18 protein-coding genes are annotated in these 20664 nt (G+C 74.7%); 7 read left to right on the plus strand and 11 right to left on the minus strand.

What is annotated here, in order from left to right; all coding sequences use genetic code 11:
- Window positions 1-18: 18 nt before the first annotated feature.
- Complete coding sequence (locus EKG83_RS26440) at window positions 19-720, minus strand: hypothetical protein (protein ID WP_033434932.1); 702 nt, start codon at window positions 718-720, stop codon at window positions 19-21.
- Between the two features lie 480 nt (window positions 721-1200).
- Here EKG83_RS26440 and EKG83_RS26445 point away from each other — a divergent pair, with 480 nt between their 5' ends.
- The 3 genes from EKG83_RS26445 to EKG83_RS26455 all read left to right on the plus strand — a co-directional run bounded on the left by EKG83_RS26445 (window position 1201) and on the right by EKG83_RS26455 (window position 3924).
- Entirely contained in the window at window positions 1201-2181 is a 981-nt protein-coding gene (locus EKG83_RS26445) for a hypothetical protein (RefSeq protein WP_033434933.1), read from the plus strand.
- A gap of 29 nt (window positions 2182-2210) precedes the next feature.
- Window positions 2211-3155 (plus strand): hypothetical protein, encoded by a 945-nt coding sequence (locus EKG83_RS26450; protein WP_153278419.1) that lies wholly within the window; start codon window positions 2211-2213, stop codon window positions 3153-3155.
- A gap of 91 nt (window positions 3156-3246) precedes the next feature.
- Window positions 3247-3924 (plus strand): MucR family transcriptional regulator, encoded by a 678-nt coding sequence (locus tag EKG83_RS26455; RefSeq protein ID WP_051766854.1) that lies wholly within the window; start codon window positions 3247-3249, stop codon window positions 3922-3924.
- 445 nt (window positions 3925-4369) lie between these two features.
- On the opposite strand, the gene EKG83_RS26460 is transcribed toward EKG83_RS26455, so the two are convergent.
- The 3 genes from EKG83_RS26460 to EKG83_RS26470 form a co-directional block, all read right to left on the minus strand.
- A complete protein-coding gene (locus EKG83_RS26460) occupies window positions 4370-4894 on the minus strand; it encodes a hypothetical protein (protein ID WP_153278420.1) in 525 nt (174 codons plus the stop codon).
- A 796-nt stretch (window positions 4895-5690) separates the two neighbouring features.
- Entirely contained in the window at window positions 5691-6581 is an 891-nt protein-coding gene (locus EKG83_RS26465; RefSeq protein WP_153278421.1) for a hypothetical protein, read from the minus strand.
- 608 nt (window positions 6582-7189) lie between these two features.
- Window positions 7190-7720 (minus strand): hypothetical protein, encoded by a 531-nt coding sequence (locus tag EKG83_RS26470; protein ID WP_153278422.1) that lies wholly within the window; start codon window positions 7718-7720, stop codon window positions 7190-7192.
- Window positions 7721-8403: 683 nt separating this feature from the next.
- Here EKG83_RS26470 and EKG83_RS26475 point away from each other — a divergent pair.
- On the plus strand, window positions 8404-9654 hold the full coding sequence (locus tag EKG83_RS26475; RefSeq protein WP_153278423.1) for a hypothetical protein: 1251 nt from the start codon (window positions 8404-8406) through the stop codon (window positions 9652-9654).
- 137 nt (window positions 9655-9791) lie between these two features.
- Here the strand turns inward: EKG83_RS26475 and EKG83_RS26480 are convergent, their stop codons facing one another.
- Window positions 9792-10490 carry a hypothetical protein gene (locus EKG83_RS26480; RefSeq protein WP_033434939.1) on the minus strand — a complete coding sequence of 233 codons (699 nt, stop codon included), beginning with the start codon at window positions 10488-10490 and terminating at the stop codon, window positions 9792-9794.
- A 540-nt stretch (window positions 10491-11030) separates the two neighbouring features.
- Entirely contained in the window at window positions 11031-12296 is a 1266-nt protein-coding gene (locus tag EKG83_RS26485) for a hypothetical protein (protein ID WP_153278424.1), read from the minus strand.
- A 505-nt stretch (window positions 12297-12801) separates the two neighbouring features.
- On the opposite strand from EKG83_RS26485, the gene EKG83_RS26490 reads away from it, so the two are divergent.
- Window positions 12802-14010: a UDP-N-acetylglucosamine--N-acetylmuramyl-(pentapeptide) pyrophosphoryl-undecaprenol N-acetylglucosamine transferase gene (locus EKG83_RS26490; RefSeq protein WP_228122212.1), complete on the plus strand. Its 1209-nt coding sequence runs from the start codon at window positions 12802-12804 to the stop codon at window positions 14008-14010.
- Here EKG83_RS26490 and EKG83_RS26495 read toward each other — a convergent pair.
- The 5 genes from EKG83_RS26495 to EKG83_RS26515 are packed head-to-tail and all read right to left on the minus strand — an operon-like array spanning window position 14007 to window position 18448.
- Window positions 14007-14504: an arsenate-mycothiol transferase ArsC gene (locus tag EKG83_RS26495; RefSeq protein WP_084717072.1), complete on the minus strand. Its 498-nt coding sequence runs from the start codon at window positions 14502-14504 to the stop codon at window positions 14007-14009. The genes EKG83_RS26490 and EKG83_RS26495 overlap by 4 nt on opposite strands.
- Window positions 14501-15691 carry a DegT/DnrJ/EryC1/StrS family aminotransferase gene (locus tag EKG83_RS26500; RefSeq protein WP_211269277.1) on the minus strand — a complete coding sequence of 397 codons (1191 nt, stop codon included), beginning with the start codon at window positions 15689-15691 and terminating at the stop codon, window positions 14501-14503. The genes EKG83_RS26495 and EKG83_RS26500 overlap by 4 nt, the downstream gene beginning before the upstream one ends.
- Window positions 15688-16746, minus strand: a complete 1059-nt coding sequence (locus tag EKG83_RS26505; protein ID WP_084717073.1) for an ATP-grasp domain-containing protein — start codon at window positions 16744-16746, stop codon at window positions 15688-15690. Before EKG83_RS26505 ends, EKG83_RS26500 begins: the two co-directional genes overlap by 4 nt.
- Entirely contained in the window at window positions 16743-17762 is a 1020-nt protein-coding gene (gene rfbB, locus EKG83_RS26510; RefSeq protein WP_153278425.1) for a dTDP-glucose 4,6-dehydratase, read from the minus strand. Before rfbB ends, EKG83_RS26505 begins: the two co-directional genes overlap by 4 nt.
- Before the next feature lie 50 nt (window positions 17763-17812).
- The gene (locus EKG83_RS26515) at window positions 17813-18448 is read right to left on the minus strand and encodes a dTDP-4-dehydrorhamnose 3,5-epimerase family protein (protein WP_211269279.1); all 636 of its coding nucleotides are present in this window, start codon (window positions 18446-18448) and stop codon (window positions 17813-17815) included.
- Window positions 18449-18755: 307 nt separating this feature from the next.
- Between EKG83_RS26515 and EKG83_RS26520 the strand changes: the two genes are divergently transcribed.
- A complete protein-coding gene (locus EKG83_RS26520) occupies window positions 18756-20015 on the plus strand; it encodes a helix-turn-helix domain-containing protein (RefSeq protein WP_051766855.1) in 1260 nt (419 codons plus the stop codon).
- A gap of 243 nt (window positions 20016-20258) precedes the next feature.
- Window positions 20259-20651 (plus strand): hypothetical protein, encoded by a 393-nt coding sequence (locus EKG83_RS26525; RefSeq protein WP_153278426.1) that lies wholly within the window; start codon window positions 20259-20261, stop codon window positions 20649-20651.
- The last annotated feature ends 13 nt before the right edge of the window (window positions 20652-20664 follow it).

The following is a 20664-nucleotide window of genomic DNA, read 5'->3' on the forward strand; positions in this document are numbered from 1 at the left end:
CGGACGCGGCCGGGTCGCTCACCGTTGACCGTCTTCGGTGCCGGGCGGTGCGCTGTAGGCGTTGCGCAGGTCGTCCACGAGCTGTTGCCGGTCCGGGGTCAGCGGGTGGCGGTAGAACCTGTCGGGGCGGAACGTCATCGTGGACCACAGCACGCCCTGCTCCCCGTCCCGTCCGTCACGGACGTAGAGGCGCAGCCCTCCCCTGTGCAGCGGCCCGCCGAGCGGCACCTCGACGGCGTCCGCGGGCGGCGTGTCCGACGGTTCGCCGTCGAGGGGGCCGCCCATTTCGGCCTTCGCCACCAGGCGGTGGATCTCGTTGTCCAGGATGCGCCTGTCCCTCTCCTTTCGCTGCGCCCTGCGTCGCGCCTCGGCCGCCGCGTCGGCTTCGGGGTCCTGCGGTCCGAGGAACGCGGTGACCTCGTCCTCGGTGGCGGGGCGGACGCGGGCGGCGTAGACGGTTCCGCGGTCGTCGCCGACGCCGAACGAGAGGCCGTCGGACTTCCAGTACTCCTGGGCGACCTCCAGCGGGACGACGTATCCCACCAGCTTGTCCTCGTCGACGGGGGCGTACTGGCGGGGAGTGGTGAAGTCGGGGTGCTGCGTCTTCCACCACCACACCTTCGTGACCTGCCCGACGACGTAGCGCGTGCCGCCGTTGCCGGATCCGCGTGTCACGATCATCTCGCCGGGGCCGGCGACCAGATCCTCGGGCTTGACCATGATGTTTCTCCTGGGGAACGGAAAGCCGGAAACCGCACCGCCGCAGCGGCGGGTCGCCCGCGACCGGCACAGGCGGTTCACCCGCGCGGTCGCGGTGGTCGGCGAACACCGGAAGCAACCCGCGTCGCGGGGCCGCCGTGCGCCCGCAGTGCTCGCAGGCCCCGACCTGGACCTCGCCGAACGTTCGGGCCACGGTCTTGCTCCGTGCGGAGCGGGACGGACGGAACGCAGCGTGCACTGCCCATCCCCGCGGGCGCGGGGTTCCCGGCGGACGCGCCGGGCGAGCCTCGATCCACCCCGTGTGCACGGGGAACACGCCGGGGACCGTGCCGAACGCGACGGCCCTCGACGATCGACCCAATCGTACCTGTGGGGTACTGTCAAGGTTGTCTGTAGGGTACCCTACAGACAACCTTGAGAGTACCCGAGAAGAGGTGTCGGGTACTCGGGGCCACGAGTGGTCACCTCACCGGAGGGTTCATGTCCGCAGCGTCGATCCACCTCGCCGTCAGCGCCGTACTGCTGCGCGAACTCCTGGCGTCGGGCAGGGCGCGTGACACCACCTCCGAGCAGGCGGCGCTGGTGCTGTCCGGACGCGGATTCGTCGTCGAACGCCATCAGGTCTCCGGGAACGGATTGCGTGACGGGATGAGCGGTGCGCTGGTGTGCACCGCGCGCGATCTGCTTGTCGGCGCCGGGACCGATGCCGACGACGACGCGGTGGTCCGGTGGGCGCTGGACAGGTTCGACGGGCTGCGGGTGCCCGGCGAGGACGGCCGCGCCGACCCCAGGTCCGACGAGGACGTCGTGGTCGGCCGACCCGAGGGCGCCGGTGCCCGGCTGACCGACGGCGAGGACCCGCGCGAGTGGGTCCGCGGCTGGCTGTGGACCGACCGCGCCCGCGGGCGTCACCTGGTCGACCTGCTGTGGATTACCGCGGCCGGGCGCTACATCGAGTGTCCGGCGGCGCTGGCGGTCCGGTGGGAGCCGGACGACACACCCCCCGCCCACGACACCGACAGGCCCTGGCGGTGGATCACCCCGGAGCAGGCCGCCCGCACGGTGTTCGAGGCCGAGCGCGACACCCGGGACGAGCTGGCCGACGATCCCAACCACGCGCCGCAGTACCGGGTGGCCGAGCACGAACTGCCGCCGCTGCTGCGCGCGGCCCGCCTGGCCGGCCGCCTGGCACGGACGCTGCCGGTGGTGCCGGCGCAGACGCTGGTGCCCGCACACGGCGGCGCCCTGACCGTCCTGACCGACCCACACCTCCTGGTCGCCGCGGAACACGACCTCGCCGTGATCACCCGCCTGGTCCGCGACGTGCTCCAGGCCGACCTCGGCGCCCTGCGCCGCCGGCAGATCGACGAGCTGGTGGAGCGCACCGGTTCGGTCACCGGTGCCGCGACGCTGCTGGGCGTGCGGCCCAACACCCTGTCCAGGCAGCGCAGCGGCCGCTGACCGACACCGTCCGGAAGGAGGGCACCCCGATGCCCCCACACGAGGACCCCGTCACGCCACCGCCCACGGAGACGGTGACGATGGCCTGCCGCCACCAGGTCGAGATGCCGGCCGCCGACGCCGCCCGCTGGGCCAACCGGGATCCGGTCACCGGCACGGTGACCGGCAGCAACTTCCTGTGCCACACCTGCGGCGACGCCCGGCGCGCCCTGGCCGGGCAGCTGGTCGAGCAGGTCGTGGCCGCCGGGTACCGGGGCCTGCGCGGCACCCCCGAGCAGATCGAGCGGGCCCTGCCGGTGCGCGAGCACGTGCTGGCCTGGGCCACCCGGGTCGCCGAGACCATCGACCGCGACGTGACCCGGGCGCGCGCCCGGGCCGAGCGCACCGGCAACACCGACCACCTCGACCGCCGCCAACGCGCCCGCGAACTGCTGATCACCGCGCCGGCCCGGGTCCGCGACGCCGCCTGGTACCTGCGCTACCGGGGCGCGCTCACCCGCGGCGACACCGGCTCCCTGCTGCGCGACCTGGTCCTCACCGCCGAGGAACGCACCGAGATCGGCCGCCGCAACCTCGACGGCATGGCCGAGGTCACCGGCGGCATGTGGCGACTGGACAACCTCTCCCGCATGAACCACATCCCGACCTCCGCCGACCCCGCAGCCGACCCCGCAGCCGACCCCGCAGTCGACCAGGACGGCGACCTCGACCACGGTCCGGACGGGGACGACGAGCGCGGGGACCGGCGGCACGCCGAGGAGGACCGGCCGCTCTTCACCGCCGAGGAATGGTTCGACCACGGCCGTGATCTGCCCGCCGAGCTGACCGCGGACAGCACCGACGCCGAGCTGATCGCCTTGGCCGAAGCGCAGGAACGCCTCGCCGCCGCCCTGGTGCCGCATCGCCGCGCAGTGCTGGCGGGTGCTCTGTCCTACCTGCGCGCCCAGCGGTCGCGGCGGGCCCGATCCGGCTGAACCCGTACAAGGTCGATTCCGAGGAGTACGAACTGGTGATGCGGACGCGGCAGCGGGTCCAGGAGATGCTCGGCGCCCCCGAGGAGGGCTGATGCGGTACGGCGAGGCGGATGGGAGCGGCCGCTACGGGATCGTGGACACCGACGCCGACGGCAATCTCATCTGTCACGAGTGCGGGCAGGCGTACGCGTTTCTGGGTCGCCACATCCGCGCGCACGGGATCGACCCCGACATCTACCGTGAACGGCACGGGCTGGGCCGGGGGACCGCGCTGGCGTCGCAGTCGATCCGGTCGGAGATGCGCGAGGTCGGCAAGGCGAAGGTGGACGCGCCCTGGTGGCCGAAGTTCAAGGCGGCGGGCGACGCCGCCATGCCCGAGCGTCAGCACGCCGCCCGTGCCGCGCACGCACAGGGAATGCGCCCGCAGGTCCGACGCATGAGGCAGGAGGGTGCGCGCGAGTGGTTCGGCCCCGCCAACCTCGCCCGCCGCAATCCTACGGTGTACACGTGCACGGTGTGCGGTGCGCAGTGGTGCCGTCTCGGTAAGGGCAGGCCCCCGACGCTGTGCTCGGACGCCTGCCGCGTCCGGAAACTGGGCTGGGATCCCCGCGCGACCCGCACCACGCTGACGCGGCCCGCACAGGTGGACTGGACGGTGTCGATCCCGGAGATCCGGGCGCAGTGGGTGGAACCCGAGGAGATCGCCGAGAAGATGGGCCTGTCCCGGTCCACGGTGTATCGGGTTCTACGGCAGGAACGCGCCGGTTGAGGGCAGCGCACTGGTCGGGCCGCCACCAGGACCGACCGACCGTGGTGCGCCCGGAGGGCCGCCTGTGCCTCCTCGCGCAGGCGGGGTCGACACCGGTCGATGCCTCTCCGGCACCGCGTGAACCGATGTCCGGCCAACGCACGCGCCACCCGCGGCGTCGGGCCGACACCGACTTCGGGAACCGCGGCCACCGCGATCAACGCGGCCTCCAGCGGGGTACCCGACTCCGTCAACTCGGCATCCGGCTCGGGGGCTGCACGCCGCACCCCCGCGACCCCCGTGTGGTGACCGGCGGCACGGCGGCCACGGTGCCAATGTGGCTGCCGCTCGCACGGCACCCCGACCACAGCGGACATCGGAGCGAGCCTGGACGCCGGGCAGCCGGCAGGCCGGCAGTCGGTGGCCACCGCCGTCCCGGCACAGCCTGTTCTCACCCGTTGTCGCGTCAGGCATCGGAGTCGCCGGTGCGGCGCCGGTGACGGGCCCTGATCAGCGTCTGCGCCAGGTATCCGCCGAACTCGTCCACGCCGGCGGTGCCGGCGTCGTCGAGGCCGGCCACGGCATGGGTGGCGGCGGGGTCGTCGAGGAACGGCAGCGCCTCCGGCTGACCGCGCAGGGCGCCGGCGGCGCGCATCTCCGGGGCGCGGGCGAGGGTGCGGTGGATGAAGTCGACCAGTGGCCCCGGGTACCCCAGACGCCGTTCGAGGATCTGCCACTTCCCGTCATCCTCGCCGACCCAGGCCGTCAGCCGCTCGGCCAAGGCCTCGACGGAGACCTGGTCCCACCACCACATCAGGTGCTCCGTGGAGTAGGTGACCCGGTCGCCTTCCCGCCGGCCGTCCAGGACCTCGATCCCCTTCCCCGGACCCCAGTCGAGGCGACGGGCGGCGCGGGCATCGTCGAACGCCCGGCGGTAGCGCTCGGGATCGGCTCCGTGGTCGTCCATGAACTGCTCGTAGGTCTGGCGCATCGTGCTGGTGCTCCTGTTCGGGTAGAGGACGGGCATGGGCCGTGCCGACGTCGCCGTCGGGCCGGTCGGACACCGAACCGGTGAAGGCGGGACGGGGCCGGAGAAGTCGCCGGTGGTCGGCTGCGGCATGCGCGGCTGTCGCCGGCGTGCCGGGCGACGCGGCCGGCCGGCCGGGCTGGTGCGGTGCGGTGTCCGGATCATCAGGCAACGCGCCGCGCAGCAGACCGGGCCGCCACGGTTCCGGCGGGGGCCGGCCGGTCATCGGCGGTCGAACGGGTTTTCGCCGCCCCAACCGTCCACGCGCACGCCGGGAAACCCCGGATCGGCGGCGAACGGGGTGGTGTCGGGCAGGAAGCGGCACGGTGTCTCCGGGCACGGGAAGTCGACGTGACGGCGATACCCGGCAGGGTGCCGAGCTCCGCTTCGTGGTCACCCCCGCGTGCGCGGGATCAGGTGCCGTCGGTCGCGCCGGAGGCGGCGTCGAACCCCGGGCGTCCCCGCGTGCGCGGGGTAGGTAAGGCCGAGGCGGCAGACTACCGTCCCAGCGCCGATCGGGGGCAGCGCCCTTCGGCACCCCGACCGGCACTCAGGTACCGGCCCGCGCGTCGCGTCCCCACACAGCGGTGTCTCCCCCGCAGGTCGGCTGCACGTCGCCGGAGCGTCGCCCGGGGTCGAGCCACCGCCGGTCCGGCTCGCGATCCCCGCGAGGCGACGACGCCTCGAACCGCGTGGGCGCCCCCTCCCCTCCCCGCTCGGCGGTGGCGCCCATGGTGCGCGGCGCCGAGCGGGGGCCGGTTCAGCGTGCGTCGTGGTGTTCGCCGAACGCCGCGGCCAGCTCGCGGTACAGCGCGTCGCGCTCGGGAGTGATCGGCAGGCAGTGCACGCCTTGGAAAGTGTGGTTCTCGACGTAGAAGACCTGCTGCTCCTCGTCGCGGTAGAGCGTGCAGCTGCCCTGGTGGTACAGGCCGGGCTCGTCCACCCGGGCCGGGGGCCTGACGTGGGGCTGGGCGTGCATCCGCCGGTAGACCAGGTGCAGTTGGTCGTATGGGTGCTCGCGCAGCGGATAACCGACGTCGTCGCGGCCGGTGGTCGAGTCGAGCTCGGCCCGGAAGCGGGCGCACAACGTGTTCTGTCGGGCGGCCTCGGCCTCGGCCGCCAGCAGCGGCGCGGCTTCCTGCTCGGTGGCGGGACGGACGAGGGTGTAGGCGATCGCCAGCTCGTCGCCCGGGTCGCCGAAGCCGGTGAACGTCGTGCGGGTGAGGACCGGGACCGCGATCGCCGAGCGGGTCACCACGACACCGGCGGCGTTCCCGGTCTCGGCCAGGCCGCACAGCGGGTGCTCCTCCCACCGGAAGGGCCACCAGCCCCGGTCGTCGACCCGCCAGGCCACCCGCACCGGCTCGCCGGCGGGCAGCGCGCCGATCTCCCAGATGCCCACCAGGGGGCGCGGGTCGGCCGGGTCGACGGGCAGCGCCGGGCTCTCCGGGCACCGGTCGTGCCGGGCACCGACCCGGCGGCCGGCGTCGATCCGGTCACCGTCGCCGGGCCACACCAGGTAGCCGCAGTCCACGCACCACGACATCGTGTGCTCGTTGGTCACCCGCCCGACGACGCGCAGCGTCACCCCGGGCGGCGGACCGGGCGGGCCCGCGGCGGGCCGGGGACGGGCGGAGGAGGGATCGGACACGGCAACTCCCGGGTGCGCGGGCGTCCACGGGGACGCGCGAGGACGGCTCGGATCCGGTGACCGGCCGGCGCGGTCGCGGCCGGCCACCACCGTGGCGTTGTGATCCTCGACGGGCCCGCAGCACCGCTGCCGGGTGTCGCTGCGCACGCCCGCACGACGGCGCGGGTGGTGCGCTGCCCAGGCTAGCGGGCGCCACCGACACCCAGGCCCGCTGCGCGCACCCGGGCAGGACCCGGCGTCACCCCGTGCAGGCCGCGGCGGCGGCGCGGGGTCGTCCACCGGCCCCGGTCGGACCGGTGTCCGTGCGAGGGCCGGCGGCCCTGCTCGGGGTTCACCACGCCCGGTCGTCTCCCGCGCGTCGGTCACCTCGACGTTCCGGGGACGCCCGCGACCCGTCACAGGATCGCCGCGTACCCTCGCGGGTTCCGCCGGGCCCGGGAAGGCACGCCGTCGGACGGATCGACGGCCGCGGCGTCACGATCCGCACCGGCGGGTCCTTCACCGACGGCGTGGCCACCGGGACCCGGCCGGCGCCGCCCCGTGTCGAGTGAGAGACCGGTCCGGGCGCGGCCGGCGTCCAGGCGCCCCGCCCCGCGGTTCGGGTGCTGTCACAGGCTCGTCGCCCAGTGGGTCAGCGGGGGCGCTGTGTGCAGCGTGAGGCGGTAGTAGGCGTCGCGGACGTGGCGGGCGCGGTTCTCGCCGCACCGCAGCAGGCGGCGGATCGCGTTGCGGGAGGGGGCGCCGTCCACCAGGAAGAGCACGCCGTCGGCGACGGCCTGTTCCACGACCGCGAGCCGCTCGGCCAGCAGCCCGTCGTCGGCCGCGTAGAAGCCGTGGGCCCGCACCAGGTCCGCGATCTCGCGGGCCCCGTGGTCGAAGACGGTGCGGCCGCCGTGCACGCGGTCGGCCACCGCGTAGATCTGGGCCCGCAGGTAGTTGCTCCGGCTGATCGCGATGACCGTCTCGGGGGTGACCGCATGCGACTCCAGCGGGCGCCAGCCGAGGCTTTCCGCGATGACCTGGGCATGAACGCACAGCAGGGCCGCGATGTCGGTCACGGCGCCGGTGACCGAGCGGCGGTCGCGGGCCACGTCCGACAGGACTGCGGAGAACATGTCCACGGGAAATCTCCGCAACATGGGAAATCCTTCGTACACCGGGAGAGGAATTGCCGACAGGGAGGGATGCTAACCCCTCCCGTCGGCGTCGGAAAATCCGACCCGGACCAGTGCCGCAACCGGACCCAATTCACCCGACCCACCCCCTGACCTGCCGTCCGGACGGCACGTGTCCGTAAATCAATATGGTGCACCATGCGTACACAATGCACCCTATTCGAGCCCGTGAATGGCGGAGAAACGGAGGGCGTCCCGGCTGCCCGACCCGGCGGGACCACCGCGTGGCGAGAACGGTCGGGCCCGCCCGTCGACCGGTGTCGACGGGCGGGGTCACCGCCGCCGTCGTCGTCGCGGCACCGGTTGCGCGGTGCGGCGTGGAAGGAGCAGGGCGCGGCGACGCGGGCGGCAAGGGCGGTCCGCCGGGGTGGCCGAGCGGAGGACGCGGCGGCCGGACCGGGTGTTCGTGGGGGATCACGCGGTCTACCGGCGGGCGCGTCGCGTGCCCCGCCCGGGTGAACACGTCACTCGTCAGGGCAGCGACATTCACAGATCGGGCACCCACCGCCGTCGCCGCCGGGGGGTGGATTGGGCTGCCGGGGTTGCGTTGCGCCCGAGGTCTTCCGCGTTTTCCCGGCACACGCCAGGCTTCGGCGCTGCACGGTCGTCGCCCGCGACGGCCACCGGACGAGAGCAGGCGGAATTCCGTGCGAACAGGCAAAACCGGCAGGATCGCGGCGGCGTTGATCGGCACCCTGGCCTTGCTGGGCGCTACGGCGTCCACCGCGGGCGCGGCAGCCGGGCCGGTCGACGTGCGGCTGCCAGTGTCCCCGGCCGCCCGGGCGGCACAGTCGACGCCGATACCCGTCGCGTCGAGCGCGGCCACGGGTGCGTGCACCGATCACGCCGACGGCAGCAGGTCCTGTGTGGACTACACCCCGCATCCCCGCGCGGGGACCGATGACGGGCACCGGCACGTCGGCATCCAGTCGACGTGGTGCGACTCGTTGAACGCGGGCACCTACTGGGTCACCCGTACCGAGGGCTGCGTGCACGGCGGCGTGTTCACCTACACCCTGCGCAACAGCTCGGGCACCGAGCTGGGCAGGGCGGTGATGGACTACGAGCAGGAGACCCTGCTCGGCACCACCAGCCTGGACTGGGGCGACGACACCGCCCTGACCCCGACCTCGGTCACCGGCGCGCTGCTCGGGCTCACGGTGACCGCGACCGCGAACTGCGCCGGCTGCACCGTCGACGGCAACGCCACCTGGGGTGGGCTGATCGTGCAGGGCGACACCCTCCACGGCGGCGCCGACTTCGGCGCGCACCCGGCCGGGGGCGGCGTGGTGAACGTAACGACCGGTTATACCATGATTTTCGCGATGCCCGGCGCCGGCCCCTCCAATCCCGTGCCGATCCCCGGGCCGCCCACGCTGCGCTGCGACAGCCAGGTGGGCAGCGCGGCAGGCTGTGTCTTCTCGGCCGCCCGGCCGGTGCTGACGCTGTCGCTGTCCAACCCCGCGGTCGGCCAGGCCGCCGCGGCCTACCTGTGGACCCAGCTCTACCGCACCCCGCAGTGGGGCACCCCGGCCAGTCCGCTGCACCGCGAGGCCGACCCGGCGGTGCAGAACGCCAACCGCGCGGCCACCTGCAACTCCACCTTCGTCCCCAGCACGGCCTACAACCCCGGGGACTCATGCGACGAGTTCCCGTTCGCCGCGACCAAGGAATCCGCAGCCCGGCTGGGGTATCCGGGCAACACCTGCGCCGAGATCCACCCCTACCTTTCGGGCGGGGACTGGTACGTCACCGTCGTCTCCCCCGGCACCAACCCGTGCGTGCGTGCCCATGTCGAGGAGATCGTCAACGAGACCGCCGGCGGCCGGGTGGGGTTCCTCGCCGTGAACGCGCGGCTGCTCGACGGCGATCCCTACGAACTCGACGTGACCGCGTAGGCTTCGGCGCCGTCTCCCCCGCCTCGGGCCCGCCCGTGTCCGGCGACCGCCCCGTGGGCCGCGCACCGAACCCGACGGCACCGAACCCGACGGCACCGAACCCGACGGCACCGGCCCCGGCGAGGTCGGATGCGCGGTTACTGCGGCAGGCGGGCCTGCGCGGTGCCGCCGGGGAAGGGCCCGGCGTCGACAGCGGGGTGCGGGCCCCGGCCGGAGGCGAGTGGCCTGAGCGGCCCCGCCGCAGCCGCGCTGGACGGACCGGGGGTGTGCTCGAACGGCAGGCTGTGGAGCTCGACGCCCAGCACCGGCGAGTCCGGATCCTGGGCGTCGGGATCCACGCCGGTCATCCGCGCGGCGACGCCCAGCGCCGCGGTCGTGTCGAACGTGTCCAGGGACGCGCCGTGGGCGTTCATCGCCTCGACCAGTTCGCGGGTGTCGGCGCCGCGCGGCGCGGGCCGCCCGGTGCGGGCCACTGCCAGGATCTCGCCGTCGACGGCGTGCAGCACGCGCACCCCGGCGGGGGTGCCGCCCACCGCCAGCATCCGGCCGCCGCCGATGGTCACCGCGCGCGCCACCGGCTCCCGCACGCCCTCCAGCGACCACGTCTCCCACACCAGCACCGACCCCGGCCAGCCGGCCCCGGCCGGCACCTCCGGCTGCACCCCCAGCCGGACCCGCCCCGGCGGGATCTCCTCGCCGGCCCACACCAGCCACTCCCGGCGGCCCATCGACCGCGGCGACGAGACCGCCCCGGCCCCCCACCGGTCGAGCAGCCGCTCCACCGGCACGCCGGTGACCACCGAGACCATCACGTGGTCGACCAACCCCAGCGACACCGTGCTTCCTCCTCGCTCGCCGACGCCCCGGCGGGCGCACCGCAGACGAGGACAGCACACCGTCACGCCGGCGCGCACCGTCCGCGCCGTGGCTCACTCCATCGGGCGAGCGTCGTCGGCCGCCCCCCGCAGCCGCCCCTCCAGCCCCGCCGGCTCCGGTGACCGCAGCCGGCCGACGACGTCCCGGCGGTCCGACGGCACAACGCGGGCGGAGCAGGCTCCACACGTGGCCTGCGCAGGGACCAGGCAGGCCCGCCGCAGTCACAAGCCCCAGACGCAGTGCGCGCCGTGCCCGTCGAACGCGGTGTCGAGCTGGTCGTCGGTGGCGTGCTCGTCGGTGCCCAGCGACGCCCTCTCCCCACCCCCGTCAGGTCGATGGCGGTGTGGAAGGCGTGCGCCAGCGCCGCGTAGACCTCGGGCTCCACCTCGGCCGGCAGCGTCACGGTGATCGTCCTGTCGCCCACCCCACGAGCGTGCCGGCGCCGCGCGAGGAGTTCACGGCGTCGGACCGCCGGGGCGAACCCTCGCACTCCGACGCGATCACGCCGGCAGGGTGCGCTCGTCGAGCAGCCACAGCTGGATGGGTGTCGGGCCGGGTGCGGGCGGCCACGTCCGGGGCTCACCGCGTCCGGTCACCTCCCGGGCGTCGATCACCTCGGCGTCCGGGGACGCCAGCAGGTCGGCCACCGCCACCCGCGGGCGCAGGACCTCGACCTGCTGCCGGATCGCCGCGTCCACCCGCGGGTCGTGGCCGGCGCCGGACAGGGAGCGGGCGTCGAGCAGGCCGGTGCGGCGGGCGAGTGTGCGGACCGCGTCGTGCAGCGAGGTGCCGGTGAGCGGCAGCGGCAGCGGGATCAGGCCGTCGGCGCCGGGCCGCGGGGCCTGGTCGAGCACCAGGCGCAGCTCCGCGGGCCGGCCCGCGCCGTCCCACTCCAGGTGGGCGAACCACCCGATCGGGCCGTTCGGGGTCTCCAGCGTGACGTAGTAGCAGCGCACCGCGGGCCACCGCCGGACGAGGTCCTGTGGGAGGGCGTCGGAGGCGGCGGCGACGCGGTCGACCAGCCGGGGGTGCGGCAGCAGCACCGGGCGGCGGCCGGCCCGCCAGGCCCCGACGGCCGCCAGGATCGCCGTGGCACGCGTGAAGTCGGCCAATCCGGCGGCTCCCGGGCTCACCGGGTAGTCGCCGCCCAGGATGGCGGCGACGCGGCGGAGGGGCAGCCAGCACCAGCCCGGCCAGTCCCCGCCCTGGTCGGCGGCGTGGTCGAGCAGCTCGAACACGCCGGGGAACCGCTGCGCCAGCTCGTGCTCGACGGTCGCCAGGCGCGACGCGGTCGCCTCGTAGAGCGGGCCCAGCCATGCCGAGGCGGCCGCACCGTCGACCGTGTCGGTGGGCGGGGCGTCGGCGGCGGCCGATCCGGTGCGGCCGGGCACCGACGGCTCGACCGCGTCGAGCAGGCTGCGGAACAGCAGCACGTCGGTCTCGGTGAGACCGGCCGGGGTGGTCGCGGTGACCACGATCGTGCCGTGGATCGGCTCGTCGGTGCCGTCCAGTGCCCGCAGCATCAGCCGTGCCATCGGGTTGGGGTCGGCGATGTTCTCGGCGCCGCGCAGGCGGTGGAGCAGGAAGTCGCCGTCCGGGCTGTGGACCGGGCGGACGGCGACCCCGTCGCCCGGCCCGGTCGTGGCTTCCAGCACCGTGCGGATCTGCCCGCCGAGGTCGGGTTCGTCGGCGGTCTGGTCGGCGTAGTCGAGCACGGTGAGCTTGCCGCCGGGGGTGATCGCGACGTAGAGGTGGGGTCGGCTCATGAGGATCTCCTGGTCCACGCGGATGACCGGGCGCGGCGTGGACGCGGCAGGGCAGGCTCGCGCGCCCGTGACGGCCCGGGGGCCGTGCGGCGTTGAGATCCTCAGCCGGGTCGTGGACCCCGCTGCTGTCCGAGGTCGGTGACGATCCCCGGGGAGGGCAAGTCTAGGCGAGGGCGCCACCGACGTGATCGGGCACGGCGGCCCGCGGTCCGGTGTCGGGGCCGTGGTGGACCGGACTCGACGACTTCCCCGTCCGGACCGCCCCGGGGCGTGGGCGTCGGTGTCGGGTTTCTCGCCGACCTGCCGGCCGGTGAGGCGTGACCGTGGCGGCGGGGGCCGCCGGGACAGAACCGGGATCGACGGTCACCGGATCGGGTGACACCGGAGGAGATGGCGCCGGCCCGGCTGCTGTTCACGGCCCTGCGGCCGGGTGCGCGGTGTGCCGCCGGGACGGTGGCGGACGCGTCGTGTGGGAGGCTGCGGCGGCCGTGGTTGCGAGGGGCGGGTGCGGGAGGATCGTGTGCAGGGCGGGCGGCTCGACGGTGCGGCGGGGTTTCGGCTGATCGTCTCCGGTGGCGGCACCGGCGGGCACGTGTACCCGGCATTGACCGCGGTGCGGGCGCTGAGGACGACGCTGTCGGCACGGTCGCAGCCGGCGCCGGAGGTGCTGTGGGTGGGCCAGGCCGACAGCCTGGAGGCGCGGGTCGCGGCCGAGGCCGGCATCCGGTTCGCCGCAGTGGCGGTGGGCAAGATCAGGCGATCGCGGAACCTGTTGCGGCTGGTGTCGCGGGAGAACGTGCGGGACATGGCGCGCGTGCCGCTGGGCGTGATGCAGGCCCGCGCGCTGGTGCGCGAGTTTGAGCCGGACGCGGTGCTGGTCACCGGCGGCTACGTGTCGGTCCCGGTCGGCATGGCGGCCTGGTTGACCGACAGCCCGCTGGTGGTGCACGAGCAGACGGTGCGGTTGGGGCTGGCGAACAAAGTGCTGGTGGGAACGGCGGCCGGGGTGGCGCTCTCCTCGCCCTCGACGCTGGACCTGCTGCCCGCCGCGGCGCGGGCGGTGGCCGTGGTGACGGGCAATCCGGTGCGGCCGGAGGTGCTCACGGGCCGGGCGGAGGCTGCCGCGCGCTGGTTGGGGCCGGGCTGGTCGGCGGCGTTGCCGACCGTGTACGTCACGGGCGGGTCGCAGGGCGCGGCGCAGATCAACGACCTGGTCGGCGGGAACCTGGAGTGGCTGCTCGCGCGCGCCAACGTCGTGCACCAGTGCGGTGCCGGGCACGAGGCGCGGTGGCGGGAGCGGGCCGCCGGGGTGCCGCCCGAGCCGGCCGCGCGGTACTTCCCGGTCGGCTATCTGGGGGCGGAGTTGCCGGATGTGCTGGCGTTGGCCGACGTGGTGGTCTCCCGCAGCGGCGCCGGGACGATCGCGGAGCTGACCGCGCTGGGCAAGGCGGCGGTGTACGTGCCGCTGCCGGACTCGGCAGGGGACGAGCAGGCCCACAACGCCCGGCACCTGCGGGACCAGGGGGCCGCGCTGGCGCTGCTGGAGGACACCTCCGCGCGGGCGTTGCGCGACGCGGTGGAGCCGCTGCTGGCCGATCGTCTCCGGCGGGAGGAGATGGCGCGGCGGGCACGCGGGCTGGGGCGGCCGGACGCCGCGGACAGCCTGGTGCAGGTGGTGCTGTCCGCGGCGTCGCGACCGGCGAAACGCGCCTAGGGCAGATGCCCGGCGGCGGCCTCGATGGTGCGCACGCAGGCGGTGAACGCCTCGTCGTCCTGCCCGAACGGGTCGGGCACCTCCCGGCCGCCGAGGTAGAGGACCGGTTCGGCGGTGATCCGGGTCCGCTCCGGGGCGGCGGCGAGCAGGTCGCGCAGTGCGGCGAGGTTGGCGTTGTCCATCGCGAGCACGACGTCGGCCCAGGCCAGCAGGTCCAGGGTGACGGTCGTGCCGCGGTGGTTGGCGAGGTTGTAGCCGTGGCCGGCGGCGGCGATCATCGCCGGGTGGGCGGGGTGGCCAGCCCACGTGTCGCGGATGCCGGCGGACCGGACCTCGACGGTGTCGCCGCCGCGGCGGGCGAGGACGGCGGCGGCCACCGGGCACCGGCAGTGGTTGCCCAGGCACACGGTGAGGATGCGCCGCGGCCGGACCGGGGACCACGCCGTCGTGCCGCCGCCCGCAGCGGCGGTGCCGTCGGCGCCGCCGGAGGTCACGGCAGTGCTCCGGACGTGGTGCGCAGGACGTCGTGCAGGGCGGTGACCACGGTGTCGACGTCGTCGACGGTCAGGGCCGGGTGCAGCGGCAGGCTCAGGATCTCCACGCCGGTGGCCTCGGTGACGGGCAGCGGGGTGTGCCAGTCGGCGAAGGCGGGTTGCAGGTGGTTGGGCGGGTAGTGGACGCCGACGCCGATGCCGCGGGCCTGCAGGCAGTGGAACACGCGGTCGCGGTCGGGCACGCGGACCACGCAGTGGAACGGGACGGTGTGGTCGATGTCGAGGTCGACCAGCCGCACCCGGTCGGGCAGGGCCAGTTCGCCGAGGCGGTCGCGGTAGGCCCGCCACAGCCGGTCGCGGCGGTCGGCGACGAGGTCGAACCCGGCGAGCTGGGCCAGGCCCAGGGCGGCGTTGAGGGCGGGCAGGTGGGCCCGCATCCCGAAGCCGGTCACCGTGTAGCCGGTGGACCGGGCGCGGTCCCGGTGGTCGGCGTCGATGGCCAGCCCGCGCAACCGCCGCACTCGGCGCGCGTCCTCGGGGGTGCGCGGCACCACCGCGCCGCCCTCGCCGCAGGTGAGGTTCTTGACAGGGTCGAAGGAGAAGCACGTCAGCAGGCCGGTGCCGCCGACCCGCCTGTCGCCGTGGTGGGAGCCGAAGGCGTGGGCGGCGTCCTCGACCACGGTGATGCCGCGCCGGTCGAACAGCTCGTGCAGGTCGGCCAGGTCGACCGCCCGGCCGCCGTAGAGCACGGGCACCACCGCGCGGGTGCGGGGACCGAGAGCGGCGCGCACGGTGGCGGCGGTGACGCACAGGGTGTCGGGGTCGATCTCGGCGAAGCGGGGGTGGGCGCCGGTGGCGAGCACGGCTTGGACGGTGGCGCAGAACGTCTGCGAGGGCACGACCACCTCGTCGCCGGGGCCGACGCCGGCGGCCAGCAGCGCCAGGTGCAGCGCGGCGGTGCCGGTGGCCACGGCCACGACGTCGGCCACGCCGAGGAACCGGGCCAGTTCGCGCTCGAACCGCTCGGTGCGCGGCCCGTGGCCGAAGACCCCGTCGGCCAGCACCGCGTGCAGGGCGTCGAGTTCGGTGCCGTGCAGGTGGGGACGGGCGTTGCGGGACACCGCCGGCGCGGTACCGGCGCCCGAGGCGGTCGTGGAGGCGCCGACGGCGGCGGGGGTGGCGGTCACGACAGGCCTCGATCGGCGGTGGACAGGGTCTCGATGTACTTGGTGAGGGTGCGGCCGGGGGTGTAGGCCATGCGGTCGTGGTCGACCGGCCGGCCGAACAGGCCGGCCAGCAGTTGGCCCACGAGGTCGGCGCCCGCGGCCTCGGCGAGGGGGAACCCGCCGGCGACGCGGGCGTTGACCTCGGTGATCAGCACCCGGTCGTCGTCGGTGACGAAGCCCTGCGCGCAGCACGCGCCGACCATGCCCAGTGCGGTCAGCGCGCGCCGCACGGTGTCGGTGACGGCCGGGTCGGCGAAGGTCCGCGACACCATCGACAGGCCGCCCTTGACCAGCAGCCGGTACCGCAGGACCACCGACGCGGTCGCGTCGTCGTCGACCAGGCAGTCGGCGGTGAACTCGCGGCCGGTGACGCGCTGCTGGACGATCGGGTCCTCGACCAGTTCGCACAGCGTGGCCGCCTGCAGCGGGTCGGCGCAGAAGTGCACCCCCCGGGCTCCCTGCCCACGGCGGGGTTTGACCACCAGCGGCATCGGCCCGGGGATCAGGTGCAGGTCCTCGGGCAACCACGTCGCCGGGCCCGGCACGCCGTGCCCGGTCATGACCTGGTGGAAGCGGGCCTTGTCCACGCAGGCGAGCACCGTGTCGCAGCCGGGCAGCCAGGTCCGCACGCCCAGCCCGGTCAGGGCCTCGCGCAGCGCGACCAGGTGCACCAGCTCGGCTTCGACGGTGGACAGGATCGCGTCGGGCCGCAGTTCCCGGCACAAGGCCAGCAGCGCCTCGGGATAGCGCGGATCGTCGGCGCGGACCACGACCCGCGCGGTGGTCCCGGGCAGCGCCAGCCCGACGGCCAGGGGCTCGGCGTCGACGACGACGACCTGGTGACCGCGGGCCAGCACGCCGCGGGCCAGGTCGAAGCCGGGCACACCACCCACCCCGGTCACCAGCACCCGCGCCACCCCGGCGGCACGGGACGCCGCGGTGCCCGGGCGGGACGCCCCGGCGGCGGCCGGGGCGGCGATGGACGTCCCGCCGGTGGTGGCGGTGGTGGCGGTCATCGGGTCACCCGCCCGGTGACCAGGTGTCCGGCGTCGGGCTGGGCGGCGTGCGGGTCGCGCGGCACCGGGGCCCACCGGTCGGGGTTGGCCCGATACCAGTCCACCGTCTCGGCCAGCCCTTCCCGGAACTGCTGTTCGGGCCGGTACCCGAGTTCGTCGGTGATCTTGTCGATGCGCATCGGGTAGCGGATGTCGTTGCACGTCCGGTCAGGCACGCAGGTCACCAGGGCGGGGTCGGCGCCGGTGAGCGTCAGCAGCAGACCGGTCAGATCGGCGGTGGTCAGATCGGTGCCGCCGCCGATGTTGTAGACCTCGCCGGCGCGGCCGTGGCGGCGCACCAGGTCGATACCCCGGCAGTGGTCGGCCACGTACAGCCAGTTGCGCACGTGCTCGCCGCTGCCGTGCAGCCCGACCGGTCGGCCCCGGAGCAGGCGGGTGGTGAACAACGGAATCATCTTCTCCGGGTGTTGGGCGGGGCCGTAGTTGTTCGACGAACGGGTCACGCACACCGGCACCCCGTGGATGCGGTGGTAGGACAGGGCGACCAGGTCGCCGGCGGCCTTGGACACGGCGTAGGGCACCGTCGGGCGCAGCGGGGCGGACTCGTCGGCGCTGCCGGTGGCCAACGGGCCGTAGACCTCGTCGGTGGACACGTGCACGAACTTCGCCACGCCGTGCCGCGCGGCCGCGTCGAGCAGCACCTGGGTGCCCATCACGTTGGTGGACAGGAAGATTCCCGGCTCGGCGAACGAGCGGTCCACATGCGACTCCGCCGCCAGGTGCACGACCGCGTCGTGCCCGGCGACCACCTCGTCCACCAGGGCGGCGTCGCGGATGTCGCCCCGGACGAAGGCGCACCTGGGCGACCGCAACGCCTCGCCGAGGTTGCGGGTGGACCCGGCGTAGGTCAGGCCGTCCAGGACGGTCACCCGCCGCACGTCCCGCGCGCGCAGCAGGTGTGCGACCAGATGCGAGCCGATGAACCCGGCGCCTCCGGTGACCAGCACGGTATCCATGATCGGGTCCTCCTTGTTCGGGTGGGTGACGGGCGCCGGCGGGGCCCGGGTCAGGCCGTCGACCGGTGGTGGACGGGCAGCAGCCCGCTGTCGCGGGCGGCGTGCAGGCCCGGCGCGCAGGCGTCGCGCTCGGACAGGATCGGCCGCGGCGACGAGGGCCAGGCGATGCCCAGTTCGCGGGCGAACGGGTGCACCGTGCGTTCGGCCTCGGCGACGTCGGACGCCGTCCCGGCGGGACCCCCGAGCAGGTAGGCCACCACGGTGTCGTCCCCCAGCGCCAGGCACGCGTGTCCCAGACCGGCGCCCAGGTACAACGCGCCCGGCGTGTCGCCGTCCAGGCGCCGACCGCGCCACCGGCCGAAGCCCGGCGACCCGACCCGCAGGTCCACCACGACGTCGAACACCGCGCCGCGCAGACAGGTCACGTACTTGGCGGTGGCGAGGCTGTACTTGATGCCGCGCAGCGCACCGCGCCGCGACACGGTCGCGTTCGCGCGCGTCACGGTGACCTCGCGGCCGGTGGCCCGCCGCACCGCCTCGCCGTCGAACCAGGCGTGCAACACGCCCCGCGTGTCCCGGTGCGACGCCGTGGACAGCCACCGGGCATCCACCGGACCCCACGGGTCCACCGACGCCCCGCCCCGGCCACCGGCGGCCGCGACACCCCGCCACCGCGCCCGGAGCACGCCGTGTCCTCGCCTCGCATCGCGGTCCTCCCCTCCTCCGGCCACACCCCGCGCCCACGGCGGGCGCCCCCTGTCGGTCGACAGGGGGCGCAGGCCGCGGCCAGGGGGCCGGGCCCGCGGTGAACCGTCCCGGAAACGGGACGTCCCGAAATTCCATCGACCGGAGAAAACCGCCGGTCCGATCGGCCGTAACGGCAAATACACTCGAATACCGCTCGACAGTGCCCGCCCCACGGTCGACCCTCAAGCGAAGTGCCGAATTGGCACACCGCCCACCATCGGCCACCGGCCGCGAAGGGCAGGCACGATGTGCCGGATCTGCCGCGCCGCCGGCCGCGGCGACTACGCCCAGGTCCTGCGCCTGGCACGCGAACTTCGCCACCTGACCCAGGGCCGCTTCGCCTCGCTGATCGGCACCGACCGCACCGTGGTGTCCCGCTACGAAACCGGCGCCCGACCGCTGCACGACATCACCGTCCTGAGGACATGCGCGCGTGTTCTCGACCTTTCGGGTGATCTCTTCGGCGTCGGCGCGGTCAATACGCACGACCACCACGAGTCGAATAGTGTGTGCCCACACCGGGCGACGGGAGACGACGTGGACCGCAGGGCCGTGCTCAAGACCCTGGCCGTACTGACCGGCGCCTCCGTGCTGCCCGTCCCGGCGGTCTCGGCCGCCGAACCCCCGGACGGCCTGCCGACCCTCCGCGCCGACCTGGCCGCCGCCCACGCCCTGTTCGACGCCGGCCGCTACACCACCCTGGCCGCGGCCCTGCCCCCGCTGATCAGCCGCACGGACCACCTGCGCCAGACCAGCACCCCCGGACAGGCCCGCGACCAGGCCACCGGAGCGCTCGCCCACGGCTACCTGCTGGCCGGCTACCTGGCCAACAAGCTGGGCGACTACCCCTTGTCACTGCTCCTGGCCGACCGGGCGCGCACCCACGCCGCCGACACCGGCGACCTCGTCCTGGCCGCGGCCGCCACCCGCGAGATCGCCGTCGCCCTGCGCCACACCGACCACCACCGCGCCGACGCCGCCCGACTGCTGACCGACACCGCCGACGCCCTGCCCACCACCAGGCAGGACCACCTCGCCGCCCGCGGGTCCCTGCTCGTCACCGCCGCGCTGGGCGCCGCCCGCCACGACACCCCCCGCACCGCGCACGCGCTGTTCGCCGAAGCCACCACCCTCTCCCGGCACCTACCCGCCGACACCCCGGCGGGCACCACCTTCACCGCCTCGCAGATGCCGCTCTACCGGATGGCCCTGGGCAACGCCCTCGGCGACTCCGCCGCCGCCCTGCACGCCGCCCGCAGCCTCACCCTCGGCCTGCTGGGCACCCCCGAACGCCGCGCGCGGGCCTACGAGGACTACGCCCAGGCATGGCACCTGCACGGCAACCCCGCACGATGCCTGACCGCGCTGCAGACCGCCGGCCGCCACTGCCCCGACGGCCTGCGCCGACCGAAGATCACCACACTGGTCGAACGGATGCTCGACCAACCCCACAGCCCGCCCGGGCTGCCCGCGTTCGCCGCCCGCATCGGCATCGACCTCTCCTGACCCGACCACCCGCCGCCCGAGACACCGTCCGGCCCGCGGCTCGACGGTGACCCGCACCGCCACGACCTCTCCGCAGGCGACGGCCCGCACTTCGCGGCCGCCCCCGAAACGGCTGATCGACGTCCCAGGCGGACTTTCGTTAAGCGGTTCACGGTCATGGGCGAACGGCAAGGGAGCGCCCGTCGTTGTCCGAAAGGCTGTGTGCCCACCAGGACGGCCGTGGTGGACGGCTCGGGTCGGATCATGGGCGAGAACATCCGGGTGAACGAGGAGCAAGCCGGTCAGGTAGACGATCGGCGGGTTCGCGGGTTCGCGGGATGCGGCGCCGCGTCCGATCCCGGCGTTCGCCTGACCTCGACCCGCACCCGCGCTCGAATCCGCACCCCGACACTCAGGCCAAGTGCGACCGCAGCGCCTCCGATTCGAGCCGCTGGCACCCGCTGCCCGGTCGTCGCGGCACCAGCTTCTCCCCCCCGCCCGCAGCGCCATCACCTGCACCGGGCCATGCCCGGCGGTTTCGAGTTCGTCGTGGGCGCGCGGGTCCGCGCGCACCTGGTCAACCACGGCGGCCGCTCAATCATGTCGATCGTCGTCGGTTCCGGACCGGGAGGACATCGCCTGGTCTCGCCATCCTAAAACCCCGCCAGCC

Origin of the sequence: Saccharothrix syringae (assembly GCF_009498035.1) — a bacterium.
In the GTDB taxonomy this organism is placed as follows: Bacteria; Actinomycetota; Actinomycetes; order Mycobacteriales; family Pseudonocardiaceae; genus Actinosynnema; species Actinosynnema syringae.

Excerpts from the sequence above, each read along its gene's own strand:
- EKG83_RS26470 (WP_153278422.1), bottom strand. The coding sequence starts at position 7,720 with ATGTTGCGGAGATTTCCCGTGGACATGTTCTCCGCAGTCCTGTCGGAC.
- EKG83_RS26445 (WP_033434933.1), top strand. The coding sequence starts at position 1,201 with ATGTCCGCAGCGTCGATCCACCTCGCCGTCAGCGCCGTACTGCTGCGC.
- EKG83_RS26525 (WP_153278426.1), top strand. The coding sequence starts at position 20,259 with ATGGGCGAGAACATCCGGGTGAACGAGGAGCAAGCCGGTCAGGTAGAC.
- rfbB (WP_153278425.1), bottom strand. The coding sequence starts at position 17,762 with ATGGATACCGTGCTGGTCACCGGAGGCGCCGGGTTCATCGGCTCGCAT.
- EKG83_RS26505 (WP_084717073.1), bottom strand. The coding sequence starts at position 16,746 with ATGACCGCCACCACCGCCACCACCGGCGGGACGTCCATCGCCGCCCCG.
- EKG83_RS26485 (WP_153278424.1), bottom strand. The coding sequence starts at position 12,296 with ATGAGCCGACCCCACCTCTACGTCGCGATCACCCCCGGCGGCAAGCTC.
- EKG83_RS26460 (WP_153278420.1), bottom strand. The coding sequence starts at position 4,894 with ATGCGCCAGACCTACGAGCAGTTCATGGACGACCACGGAGCCGATCCC.
- EKG83_RS26440 (WP_033434932.1), bottom strand. The coding sequence starts at position 720 with ATGGTCAAGCCCGAGGATCTGGTCGCCGGCCCCGGCGAGATGATCGTG.
- EKG83_RS26455 (WP_051766854.1), top strand. The coding sequence starts at position 3,247 with ATGCGGTACGGCGAGGCGGATGGGAGCGGCCGCTACGGGATCGTGGAC.
- EKG83_RS26520 (WP_051766855.1), top strand. The coding sequence starts at position 18,756 with ATGTGCCGGATCTGCCGCGCCGCCGGCCGCGGCGACTACGCCCAGGTC.
- EKG83_RS26450 (WP_153278419.1), top strand. The coding sequence starts at position 2,211 with ATGCCCCCACACGAGGACCCCGTCACGCCACCGCCCACGGAGACGGTG.